Raw genomic sequence first — 12,007 nt, forward strand, 5'->3', positions numbered from 1 at the left:
GGAAGCATATATTTGCCGGAGTCAATTGGAAGCATAAACTTGCCGAAACGGCAATATTATCCTTCCAATGACAGCAGTAGTTTAACTTGCTACTTTGCACTTCATGACACGCTCGCTACTTCTGACCCAACATCGACGCTGATCAATGCCTCCTTTGGGCTTGGCTCCAATTCATCGTTTCAGTGTCAGTCTAGTTTCCCACAACTCAGGCTTACTAAGGGTTCTATCCCTTTTCAAAAAAATTTGTAGTACGCTCTTGACAGTTTGTAGTATAATGTTTTATGATTGTAGTATGAGATGAGACACAGAGGAGCGAATCCAATGACTGCTCGTTCTCTTAAACAAATAGGTCTTTCCTCGAAGCGTTCAGAGCAGCCTTCTGCGTTGCTTCGAGACAACTTACCTGGTCAGAAAAATCCATTTTCAACTCGGTACCAGCAAGCACTCCGTCAGCTTCAGCAAATCTATGCTCTGGAGCGACGCTGCTTCCTCTAACTCCTGCTGACATCAGCAGCCAGCACCTTGAAAACTTAGTAAATGCCACCTTTGGGGGTGTAGCTTAGTCTGGCTCAAAGCACTCGCCTGTCACGCGAGAGAGCGTGGGTTCAAATCCTACAGCCTCCTTTAAGTCTGGAGGCTGAAAACAGCTTCTTAAACTTGCACACTGTAGAAACCTCAAGGTTTGGTGCCGTAGGCAAATCGGTAAAGCCACAGGTCTTTCAATCCTGTGTTTGCGGGTTCAACTCCCGTCGGCACTGCCAAATTTGCTCAAGTATGAGCAGCAAAAAATGGAGGTTGTCCGGCATGGACGTCGTTCTGACTCAGAGTCAGAGCGAAATTGGTTTGACCCCAACTCCTGCATCCAATGCCCTGTGGTGTAACTGGCAACATCTCGCTCTTTGAAAGCGAAGATTCCAGGTTCAAATCCTGGCGGGGCAGTTGGGAGGTTTCTGAGTCAATCCTCATAACTTAGATGATTCGGGTCGTTAGCTTAACGGTTAGAGTAGCTGCCTTTTAAGCAGACGGGTCAGAGTTCAAATCTCTGGCGACCCATGTTCAACCATTGGTTGAGTAATAATTGCCCCTGTGATGCAATAGGTAGACATCGCTTCGATTCCGAATCCTGAAACCCTTTCACAGCTTACTGTTCCCTGTTCCCTATTCCCTGCTATATGAGCGAATATCGTTTAAGCGAAATTGTGATTGAACGTCCTCGTGGTGGGATGCGAATTAGTTTAAAAAAGCTGAAAGGTTTTAAGAAACAATTACACAAACTCACCGAAGAAGCAACTGAGGATGGATTACTGAGTCCTTACCTGATCAAACCCAGAAATAAATCGAAGTATCTCTCTGATCATCTCGGCCCTTTGCGTCGATTTTTGCGATCGCACGTTGGGCAACCCTGGAATGATGTTTACAGTAAATTGTGCCAGCAATTAGATCCTAAAACTATGGCAGGACAGCACGTTCTGACTCATCTATGGGACTATGTTGAACGATACGTTGAATTGATTGATAACATCCCTTACAGTAAAAGAACGGATCGGCGTTTTCCTCATCGCTTAGATACCTATTACACAGACCAATTTTATGTGCATCCAGAGACAGGAATTCTGTGTGCGTCTGCAAGGCAACCTCAAAAAAGATGGAATCCATCACGGAGAGATGTGGTGGCTCTAGATCAGGATCATGAGTATCACCAACTTAACGGAATTTGGTATCTAATTACCTTTGAGGAAGTCCCCGCACCACCCACAGCATGGGTCATGGATGTTCTGGATGGTACAATCCGTTGTGCTGATGCCAGATGGATGAACAATCGGAGAATGTATGCGGCTAGAAAACAGCAATGTAGCAAAAAGGAAATTCGATTGATTCGGAAGCAACTTTCCAAACCATAAAGCCAACTGAAGTTAGAATAGGCAATGTCCATACCCTTTGTACTGGGTATTGTCTATTACTAATATGAATCTTGAATCAGAAAGATATTTTGATGACCATTTTGGCTCTTGCCCTATCTGCCATTTAACAAATGGATATGCGAATATAGGGAGACATTATTGGTTCTGCTGTAGTAAGCATAGAACTCGCTGGTATGTTGGCAGTAATCTCCTTTCAGGATGGCGAGTATATGATTTAAAGCATGGCAACAATATCAGGGAAAACATTATTTGGCAGAAAAATGCTCTTTTGCTGCTTCAATGCACTGAGGTTGAGCCCTATTACAGCTTTTCTCAAAAGGATTTGATCCAGATTCGAGATGTTGATGATTATTTACCTTCAATTTTATGCGAATTCTTTACCGAATCAGAATTAAATGAAATATATATCCTAGAGAAGGAGTTGATTAAAACTTATGAATACTGGCAGGAAAATTTAGATAGTAAATTACATGAAGAACTTAAATCTCAGATCAGTAAAACTATTAAATCTTGGATTAAAGATTATAAGACACAGTTAGTTATTAATCGCTCAGGCAGTCGAGCAGTTCTGCTAGAAGCTCTAGAGAGAGTTACAAATCGGCTAATTATTGTTAGTCCCTGGATCACTAAGTATGGCTGTGATAAATTGTTACTAAGAAAAATTAGAGAAGTTCTTCAAAAGACTAACGCTCGCGTTTATATAGGATGGGGATATCTTAATGATCTTGGCAAAAGACGTTCTGTTCATATCAGCCGCAAAGATTTTTTAGTTTCAGTTTCTCAAGCCTCTCAGGAATGGAAGTATGGTGCTTTACCCGATTTAGAATTGTTAGAGCAAGAATATTCTGAAAGATTTAAACTTAAGCTTCTCGGAACACATGAAAAGTTTTTTATTTGTGATAATCATAATCAATTTGCAGTGATAGGTAGTCATAATGTTCTCGCATCAAGCGGAAAAAGTGCAGAGAGAGAACTTGGTTATAGGATTACAGAACCAGAAGTTATTTCTGATTTAATTGAGCATTTTGACAAATCTGAGAATTTAGAATCTTAGGTGAAGAATTCATAGCTTTCAGTATGACAAATAGCAAGTTGCTCATACCAAAGAGGTGATCGTAATGAGCGATAGGTCGGGTCGAAAGCGTATGAAGTGGCAGCGAGCGCCATCAGCTAGTATATGTTAATATTCCTATAGAGCGGTTCTCGTTGAATTGGAGGCTCTCTTCGTTGTGCGATCGCAAAATCTCTTCAATCTCGATCAGGGGCATAACTCAAGCAAGCCAGAATATCATCTTGAGTTAGATAGGGAAAATCATCCAAGATTTCCTCATAAGTCATGCCTGAAGCCAAGTAGGACAATACATCATAAACTGTAATTCGCATTCCACGAATACAAGGTTTGCCACATAGAGAATTTCACAACGTACCCTTGCCTATTGCTTATCCTCACATCAACCTTAAACAGTTATTCAGTCGCACTCAAGGTTTACCGAAGCGATACGGCATGGCACAAGCTCTGCAACTGGCAGGAATTCCACTGGAAGGAACCCATCACCGAGGCATTGATGATGCCAGAAATATTGCTAAACTGTTGCCGTTTATTCTGGATCAACAGCGGGTCAACTCCCTATCAACAAACTAATCAATTCATTTCTAGTTCAGACGCTTCGTTTCTTGTTAGTTTCCCCTATTGAGATCCCAACACAATTCGATTAGAAATTGATCAAAATCATCAAGCGATGGCGTAGCCGCCGCCTGTCGGCATCGCCCTTTTTAATTATATACACCAACGAAAGCACTTGTGTTTAAAGGAACTTAATCCCAATTCAGTGACATATTTTCCTAAATAAGTAGGTGGACATAAATAACGTCAACAAACCTAAAGCTAAAACCCTTATCCTGAAAGACTTACAGCATTTAGTATTTTAACTTTAATTATGACCACTTACTTACATGAGAGAATAAATCGGCTAAATTCAAAGAAATTCGTTCATTTCCGCGTTGCTCTAAGGCTTCAACAGCAGCATCGCAATACTTTTTTGCCTCCATCAGTGCCAATGATTCCGAAGGATTTGGCGGAGGATTTTTCTTCTGCAACTGCTGAAAATGATTATAATAGTATCCATCAAAACTTCCCGGCAAATACTTACCATTAACTCGGACAGTGAAGTGAGTCGAACCCACTCCTCCCGGTGCAAAACTGGAGTGCTTATAAACTTCAATTAAATAGCCTTTGTAAACTTCTTCATAAACCTTTTCAAAATATCCCGTCATAAAATTTAATGTTATCCTTACAAAAGGTTTTGAGAGAACATGAGTAAATCAAGTTTTCCTCTAATATTTTAAACAGAAAAATTAAAACAAGTTTTTTATGTCAATTCAGCCAACATCTAATCTTAATGAACCCGATTTCAAGCATCGCTTCTTCCAACTATCCGTTGTCAATATTTTATCTAATCTGATGGTTCCCCTGTCCGGTTTAGTGGACATTGCATTTTTAGGACACTTAGCAGAAATTCGTCATTTAGCAGGGGTGGCGCTCGCTACTGTCTTATTTAGCTATATTTACTGGACATTTGGGTTCCTCCGCATGGGGACAACAGGCACAACAGCCCAAGCTGTGGGACGTTCTGACCCCGATGCTGTCCTACTGGCGGGCTTACGCAATGGGGTACTCGCATTAAGCTTAGGGTTAATCATCATCATTTTGCAGCATCCGTTGCGAGAGTTGGGATTTGCTTTATTAAATGCCACACCCGAAGTAAAAGCGTCAGGTCGAGCTTATTATAATGCCCTGATTTGGGGCGCACCTGCTACTCTACTTAATTTCGTTTTGATGGGTTGGTTTCTCGGTCGTGAACAAGGGGGTAAAGTTTGGCTGCTGTCGGCTGTTGCTAACGGGGGAAACGTCGCCCTAGACTACTTATTCATGATGCAGTGGGGATGGGAAAGTGCCGGGGCGGGTGCTGCAACGGCGGCGAGTCAATATTTAATGTTGTTAGTTGGAATCATTTTAGTCAGGAGTGAGGGATGGTTTAGCAAAGTATCACGGGCTGGTTTTCGCATTTTTGAACGGGATGCCATGTTAGCCAATTTCAAGCTAAACAAAGATATCTTGGTGCGAACCTTAGCTTTAATTTCTACCTTTGCGGTCTTTACTAATTTAAGTGCAGGTTTAGGAACTTTGGTGTTAGCAACGAATACATTATTGTTAAAGGTTGTCAGTTTAGCTGCACACTTTATTGATGGATTAGCATTTGCGACTGAAAGTTTTGCTGGGATTTTTCAAGGTCAAAATGATAAACAGAAACAAGCCAATCTTTTGCGAATGTCTTGTGGTGTTAGTTTGGGTTTAGGCTTAACTTTTGCAACGGTATTTATAGTATTTCCCAATTCTATTTTTCGACTGTTAACGAATCACTCGGATGTGATTGAAGGAATTCGCGCGGATGTCGTTTGGTTAATCCCTGTGTTGGGATTTGGTTCAATCGCTTATATTTTAGATGGATATTTTTTAGGGTTAACAAAAGGTCGAATCTTGCGAACCTCAATGCTGCTGTCAGCAATATTTGGATTTGCGCCTTGGGTTATTGCGGCTTGGCAGTTCCGTAATAATCAGATGTTATGGTTTGGGTTATCTTCCTTTATGGCAGCTAGAACAATTACCTTGGGTTTACAGGTACCTAAAACTTTAATTGACAATCGTGATTAATTTATCGATACCCTAAATTATACAACCAATTGACAAACAGATCGAGTATGATTGTTAGAAGCCGATATAAAATATAAACAAATAAAAATAACATCCCGCCATGAAAATCCTGCACGGAACCTGGATTCCTGAAACAACAGGTGATTTCATCGAACAAGGTGCATTTTACCTTTGGGTTGAAACTTCGACCCGCAAAACAAAACGAAACCCGAACCCACTTCATCCCCAACATCTAACAGCATCGAGTTTAGAAGCGTTTCTGCAAAATGAAATCGGGATTTCTGAAGCTTATTCGCGTTTAATCTCGAATCGGATTTCTATTAAATATTTTGCCCTCCCAACCCTTAATCAGCAACCGCTTCCTTCACCGGAATTAGCAAAATACTTAGAAACTGACCTAAACTTAGAATTTGAAGAATTTGCTACATGGGAAATTACAACTTATCAATTAGCATCTAGTCGGAATACATTTAATTCCCTCAACACGATTATAAAACTTCTTAAAGAGATTCACTTCTTCGCTCAACAAAAACCCTCAGAAATGAGCCTCGGTTCTGACATCTTCTTTTGGTATCACTATACCCAATTATTTAAACAAATTCTTTACAAAGATCAATATATACCCGCTCTTAAATATCGTCAGCTTGCTTCTACTAAAACCGAAGGCAAACGTGCAACTCAAACTCCGTTATTTGAAATTTATTCCGGCTGGGAAATCATATCAGAACAATATCAATCTTTAATCACTCAATCTGTCAACGCGATGCCTTTAGCCTGTGTATCGGGTTCTCTCGTTGCTCAAAATCCGATTAAATTTTATAACCCAGAAACCTTACTGCGTCACTTTTCTGAATGCTTACTGCATCAAATTGTCACCCAAACTCCCTTAACGGCTAAGTTTAATCAACAAATTGCTGATACATTAGTGCATTATTGTATTCATCCAAATCCCCAGAATCCCAGAACCAGTTCAGCAGATTTGGAAGAATATAAACAATGGTTAGTTTGGAAAGAAAAACTCATCCACAGCCAAACCGCAGCCTCCTTTGACCTGTGCTTTCAACTCCAAGAAGCCACTCAGGAACAGGATAATTGGCTAATTCATTTTTCAGTTTCCTCGAAACAAGATCCCTCCTTTAAGCTATTATTAAAAGATTATTGGCAACAAACTCAAAAAAAGAAAAAAGAACTGCATAATTATGTAGGAAAAGATTTTGAGAAATACCTATTACTTAATTTAGGATATGCCGCCAGAATGTATCCTAAACTTTGGCAGGGATTAGAAACAGATCAACCCGTTGGATTAGAATTAAATCTGATTGAAGCCTTTGAATTTCTCAAAGAAAGTGCCTGGATACTGGAAGATTCAGGATATAAAGTCATCATTCCCGCTTGGTGGACACCCCAAGGTCGTCATCGCGCTAAAATTCGTTTAAAAACGTCCTCTCGTTCTTCAGAACAAGCATCGGTTAGCAAAGGATTTTTTTATTTAGATACGTTAATTCAATATCAATATTCCCTATCCATTGGTGGTGAAGTTGTTACGCCAAAAGAATGGGAACAACTCGTTAATGCTAAAACACATCTGATTCAATTTCGCGGTCAGTGGATGGAATTAGACCAACAGAAAATGCAGCAAATGTTGGAATTTTGGCAAAAACACACAGAAGAACAACCGGAAATCAAGCTATTAGATTTCGTGAAAATGTCGGCTTCCTTAGAGGATGAATTAGAAATCGAACATGACTCAGTGATATCCGATTTGATGGGAAAATTGCAGGATAAAAGTCAACTTACAATGGTGGGTGATATTCCCCAATTACAAGGAACGTTAAGGGATTATCAAAAGCGGGGAGTATCCTGGTTACAATATTTAGAAAACTTAGGGTTAAATGGCTGTTTAGCGGATGATATGGGTTTGGGAAAATCCGTTCAGGTTATTGCTCGATTAGTTCAAGAAAAAGAAAGAACAGATTCTATTTTACCCACGTTATTAATTGCACCGACTTCAGTGATTGGGAATTGGCAAAAAGAGATTGAAAAGTTTGCCCCTCATTTGCAAACTATTATACATCATGGTAGCGGTCGAATTCAAGATATAGAAGCCTTTAAATCGACTTGTCTTAACTGTGATGTTGTGATTACCTCTTTTACCTTAGTTCGTCAAGATGAAAAACTATTCAATCATCTTGAATGGCGACGAATTGTTGTTGATGAAGCTCAAAATATCAAAAATCCCAAAACCGCTCAAACTCGTGCGATTTTAAAACTTTCGGCTCAATATCGATTAGCTTTAACCGGAACTCCCGTTGAAAATCGTCTCCTGGATTTATGGTCAATATTTAATTTCCTGAATCCGGGATATTTGGGGAAAGAAGCTCAATTTCGCAAGTCCTTTGAAATTCCTATTCAAAAGGATAATGACCGGATGAAATCTGCAACTTTGAAGAAACTGGTAGAGCCGTTAATTTTGAGACGAGTTAAGACCGATCCGTTAATTATTAATGATTTACCCGATAAAGTTGAGCAAAAAGTTTATTGTAATTTAACAAAAGAGCAAGCCTCTCTGTATGAGGCGTTAGTGAAGGATGTGGCTGAAAAAATTAATGAGGTTGAAGGGATTAAGCGAAGAGGATTAATTTTATCGACGCTGATGAAGTTAAAACAAATTTGTAATCATCCGGCGCAGTTTTTACAGGATGGAAGTGAATTTTCGGCGGCGCGATCGCAGAAATTACAACGATTAGCAGAGATGGCAGAAGAAGCTATTTCCGAAGGCGAAAGTTTATTAGTCTTTAGCCAATTTAAAGACGTTTGTGATGGTTTAGAACGGCATTTTAAACATCATTATCATTATAACACCTATTATATTCATGGGGGTACAAATCGCACAAAACGGGAACAAATGATTACTGAATTTCAAAATCCTGAGACCGAACCTTCTGTATTTATTCTGTCTTTGAAAGCTGGAGGTGTGGGAATTACTTTAACCAAAGCAAATCATGTATTTCACTTTGATCGCTGGTGGAATCCGGCGGTGGAAGATCAAGCAACGGATCGAGCTTTTCGGATTGGTCAAACTAAAAATGTATTTGTTCATAAATTTGTGGCTTTGGGAACTTTGGAAGAAAAAATTGACTTGATGATAGAAGATAAGAAAAAACTTTCTTCTCAGGTCATTGGTAGTGATGAATCTTGGTTAACGGAATTGGATAATGAAGCGTTTAAACAGCTTATTCAATTGAATAAGGTTGCTTTATTAGAGTAGTTAATTTTGTCGTGTTTAAAAGGAGTATGATCTATTATGGCTCAATTTAGTCGGACTTGGTGGGGAAAACAATTTATTGAAGCATTAGAAGCGTTTAGCGACCCTGCACGTTTGGGTCGAGGACGTTCTTATGCAAGGAATGGTAAGATTCTTAAGTCGAGTATTGATCAAAATCGCATTACGGCAACGGTTAAAGGTTCAATTAATCCCTACTTTGGAGTTTATAAAGAACCCCGATATAAGATTAATATTGAAATTACACCGATTAGTTCTAGTGATTGGTCGAAAGCGATTAAAGTTTTGTCTTCAAAAGCAAGTTTTGTGTCTAAATTATTAATGAATGAAGTTCCCAATAATATTGAGGATGTGTTTTCGGATTTAGGTTTACATTTACTTCCCCAAAGCGAAAAAGACTTTAAAACAACTTGTTCTTGTCCAGATTGGTCAAATCCTTGTAAACATATTGCGGGGGTTTATTATTTAGTAGCATCCCAATTAGATGATGATCCTTTTTTGCTTTTTCAATTGAGGGGTTTATCTAAAGATGTCCTCAAAGCTGAGTTATCTCAATCTCCGTTAGGGCAGATTTTATCTCAAGAATTGACAACCCAGGAAGTTTCTGTACAACCTTCAACATCTTTCTATACAACTGTTGAAACAGAAGGGGTGTCAGAGAAAATGAGTGCGCGGGAGTTTTGGTTAGGAAACCATCGACTTCCTCAAGTTGTTGAAGAATCTTCTTCTGTGAGTTTACCTGCAATTTTAATTAAAAAACAAGGAGATTTTCCGGCTTTTTGGAAAAAAGAGCATTCTTTTATTCAAGTTATGGAAGAGTTTTACAAACGAGTCAAAACTAAAAATAAGAATTTGATTTAGCTTAAAAATAAAAATTCAACCATTACCCTGAAAGAGCGACTTTGGTAAACAATACAAGCGATCGGCTTTTTAATCCTTCTGCTTTTAGCCCACAGCATAGTCGCTCATTTCCCGCATGAAAGGAGGATAAAAACCTAACACAATATCTTGTTTGGGTACGCCCAAAAACTAAATCTGCCGCAATGCAGCCCGATAATTAATATACTGCCCCAGCGCTGTATGAAACTCGGAAATCGCTGATGTATTAGCTAAAAAACTTTGGTTCTTCAGTATCTAGTATGCTAAAGATTTAGTCAAAGCTGTGGCTTCAATGGGATGGTCTACTCCTTGTTCAATTTTAGAAATACTGTCTGATTAACCGCTCATAACCGCTCATAATCGCTCATAACCGCTCATAACTTCATGTATCGGGTGATGCTAAGACATAAAAAGTTGCTCGGCTTTTACCTTGCCGAACGAGTCGCCCATCGTTGTAGAGTTTTTGCAGAAGGCGGGCTGCTGGATCTTTAGTTAATCGACAAAGCTGCATTACATCTGCTCGTTTAATTTGACCATACTGTTTTACATAGTTCATCACCAGTTGCTCGTTTTGCAGATCTGAAAAACCAACTTGTCGGGTATACTCTGCTTTGTTGCCTGCTGCTTGGTAAAGATTGGGAGCAAGGGTATAGGTACGGCTGCGCGTTATCCCATGCGCTTGAACTAGCCCAGCTTCATTCAAAATTTCAAGGGTTTTTCGAGCTTGATGAGTGTCTCGCTGGATTCGGGTTGCTAATTCATCAGCACTCAGCCGCTTGCTCTCTCGTAACGCTGAAAGGGCTATTAGGCTATCAATGGGTAAGGGTCTGGTTTGCTTGTTTTCCTCTTCAACGACTAACCGGAGAAATTCAAGATCCGCTTCGGCAGTGGAGAGGCTGAGAACGACGTTATTGGCATCGGTGCGGCTGTAGTCTGGAGCAGTGCGGCCGTACCGAAGTAACCCGCGATAGATGTTATCAATACCACGACCAGATCGCTCTACAATCCCCACTCGTTTCATAACATCGGCAAGGCGGGGATTGCGGGGACGGGGTTCAGTTGTCAGGAGGTTGGCAAGGGTGACACCATCAACTAAACCGCCGGGGTTACTGATCACTAGGGCTTCGTCTTCCAGGCGAACGTGGATGGCTCCCCGTTGATGGTAATCCCGATGAACGAGGGCGTTGGCGATCGCCTCCCGAAAAGCGCCCAGATCAACTTTAGGTACAGGCACCCGAAACAGTCCAATTTGTAGCTCTTCTTCTGGGTTATAGGGGCGAAAGTTTGTTTGGAGCCAGTCTAGGGCTTTGAGGAGGGGGAAGCGCCGAAATTCGTTAAACCGCACGGCTTCCTGGGCTAAGACCTGAAAGGCGAATTCATGGGTGGGGACAAGCTCCCGCAGGGTAGGCTCCCGTCCGATCAGTAATAGTCCGGTTAGGGTGGGGATGCGACTCCCATCGGGCTGTCGAGCGGTTAAGCCCAAAGCACCATCCAGGGCTTCGTCATCCAGGTCGAGCAGGATGCGATGGCGTAGCCGCCGCCTTGCGGCATCGCCCCCATAGATTTGAATGGCTTGGCGCAGGCGATCGCGTTCGATGGGATCAAAATCTTGCAGGGTACTGCCTAAAACGGGTTGGGCAGAGGCATCAAGGAGTCCGAAGGTCGTGGCGCGGCTGGTGCGCTCATGGGGCAACATGGGAACACATTCGGGAGTCCCGTCAGGACGCAAACGACGACGCACATACACCCCGTTGCTGGTGGCTACCTCACCCTTGGCTTGGGGGACTAAAATCCGAGCCACCTGGACACCCTGAATGGTGAGGCGATCAACTTGTAAGGTGAGAGCGGGGGAGGTTCGTGCTGCGACCAGTCCGATAACTCCTTCAACCATTTGATGGTCGGGATGTAACCCGGTGGGAGTGCCATCATCTTCAACGCCTAACCACAGTTCGCCGCCGTCGGTGTTGGCTAGGCAGGTAATTGTAGCGAACTGCAAACATAAACGCTTCAAACTGCAAACAAGGCAATTTTGAAACCACATTATCTGCAAATAAGGGGGGCTCAAAACCAAATTATTTGCAAATGAAACCACATTATCTGTAAACAAACCAAATTATTTGCAAATGAAACCACATTATTTGCAAATAATTCGTAACCCTTACGGTGATTGGGATAGAGAATTTATAGCGTCAAAACTGTCCAATTTACAAG

At 41.1% G+C, this 12,007-nt stretch carries 11 protein-coding genes and 4 tRNA genes; 10 read left to right on the forward strand and 5 right to left on the reverse strand.

Annotated features, from left to right (window positions below; genetic code table 11):
* Nucleotides 1–548: 548 nt before the first annotated feature.
* From PL9631_RS02580 to PL9631_RS02605, 6 genes are all read left to right on the forward strand, one after another.
* A tRNA-Asp gene (locus tag PL9631_RS02580) sits at nt 549–624 on the forward strand.
* A gap of 60 nt (nt 625–684) precedes the next feature.
* A tRNA-Glu gene (locus tag PL9631_RS02585) sits at nt 685–761 on the forward strand.
* Between the two features lie 105 nt (nt 762–866).
* Nucleotides 867–939: transfer RNA gene (locus tag PL9631_RS02590), tRNA-Gln, on the forward strand.
* 41 nt (nt 940–980) lie between these two features.
* Nucleotides 981–1,053 (forward strand) — tRNA-Lys (locus PL9631_RS02595).
* A 119-nt stretch (nt 1,054–1,172) separates the two neighbouring features.
* Entirely contained in the window at nt 1,173–1,901 is a 729-nt protein-coding gene (locus PL9631_RS02600) for a hypothetical protein (RefSeq protein ID WP_083616693.1), read from the forward strand.
* Between the two features lie 64 nt (nt 1,902–1,965).
* Nucleotides 1,966–2,976, forward strand: coding sequence for a phospholipase D-like domain-containing protein (locus PL9631_RS02605; protein WP_083616695.1), 1,011 nt, complete (start codon nt 1,966–1,968; stop codon nt 2,974–2,976).
* A gap of 194 nt (nt 2,977–3,170) precedes the next feature.
* On the opposite strand, the gene PL9631_RS02610 is transcribed toward PL9631_RS02605, so the two are convergent.
* Nucleotides 3,171–3,314, reverse strand: coding sequence for a DUF433 domain-containing protein (locus PL9631_RS02610; protein WP_083616696.1), 144 nt, complete (start codon nt 3,312–3,314; stop codon nt 3,171–3,173).
* A 7-nt stretch (nt 3,315–3,321) separates the two neighbouring features.
* Between PL9631_RS02610 and PL9631_RS02615 the strand changes: the two genes are divergently transcribed.
* The gene (locus PL9631_RS02615) at nt 3,322–3,564 is read left to right on the forward strand and encodes a 3'-5' exonuclease family protein (protein WP_231516618.1); all 243 of its coding nucleotides are present in this window, start codon (nt 3,322–3,324) and stop codon (nt 3,562–3,564) included.
* 293 nt (nt 3,565–3,857) lie between these two features.
* On the opposite strand, the gene PL9631_RS02620 is transcribed toward PL9631_RS02615, so the two are convergent.
* Entirely contained in the window at nt 3,858–4,196 is a 339-nt protein-coding gene (locus PL9631_RS02620) for a hypothetical protein (protein WP_083616698.1), read from the reverse strand.
* Between the two features lie 97 nt (nt 4,197–4,293).
* Here PL9631_RS02620 and gntT point away from each other — a divergent pair, with 97 nt between their 5' ends.
* The 3 genes from gntT (at nt 4,294) to PL9631_RS02635 (ending at nt 9,778) form a co-directional block, all read left to right on the forward strand.
* Nucleotides 4,294–5,634: a guanitoxin biosynthesis MATE family efflux transporter GntT gene (gene gntT / locus PL9631_RS02625; protein ID WP_197046240.1), complete on the forward strand. Its 1,341-nt coding sequence runs from the start codon at nt 4,294–4,296 to the stop codon at nt 5,632–5,634.
* A gap of 100 nt (nt 5,635–5,734) precedes the next feature.
* Nucleotides 5,735–8,902, forward strand: a complete 3,168-nt coding sequence (locus PL9631_RS02630) for a DEAD/DEAH box helicase (protein ID WP_083616700.1) — start codon at nt 5,735–5,737, stop codon at nt 8,900–8,902.
* 36 nt (nt 8,903–8,938) lie between these two features.
* Nucleotides 8,939–9,778: an SWIM zinc finger family protein gene (locus PL9631_RS02635; RefSeq protein WP_083616702.1), complete on the forward strand. Its 840-nt coding sequence runs from the start codon at nt 8,939–8,941 to the stop codon at nt 9,776–9,778.
* 84 nt (nt 9,779–9,862) lie between these two features.
* On the opposite strand, the gene PL9631_RS27265 is transcribed toward PL9631_RS02635, so the two are convergent.
* From PL9631_RS27265 to PL9631_RS02650, 3 genes are all read right to left on the reverse strand, one after another.
* Nucleotides 9,863–9,919 (reverse strand): hypothetical protein, encoded by a 57-nt coding sequence (locus tag PL9631_RS27265; RefSeq protein WP_231516628.1) that lies wholly within the window; start codon nt 9,917–9,919, stop codon nt 9,863–9,865.
* Between the two features lie 27 nt (nt 9,920–9,946).
* Entirely contained in the window at nt 9,947–10,051 is a 105-nt protein-coding gene (locus tag PL9631_RS26925; RefSeq protein ID WP_144017800.1) for an element excision factor XisH family protein, read from the reverse strand.
* 127 nt (nt 10,052–10,178) lie between these two features.
* Nucleotides 10,179–11,792 carry a DNA glycosylase AlkZ-like family protein gene (locus tag PL9631_RS02650; protein ID WP_197046241.1) on the reverse strand — a complete coding sequence of 538 codons (1,614 nt, stop codon included), beginning with the start codon at nt 11,790–11,792 and terminating at the stop codon, nt 10,179–10,181.
* Nucleotides 11,793–12,007: the final 215 nt, after the last annotated feature.

The organism is Planktothrix paucivesiculata PCC 9631, assembly GCF_900009265.2.
Taxonomy (GTDB): Bacteria; Cyanobacteriota; Cyanobacteriia; order Cyanobacteriales; family Microcoleaceae; genus Planktothrix; species Planktothrix paucivesiculata.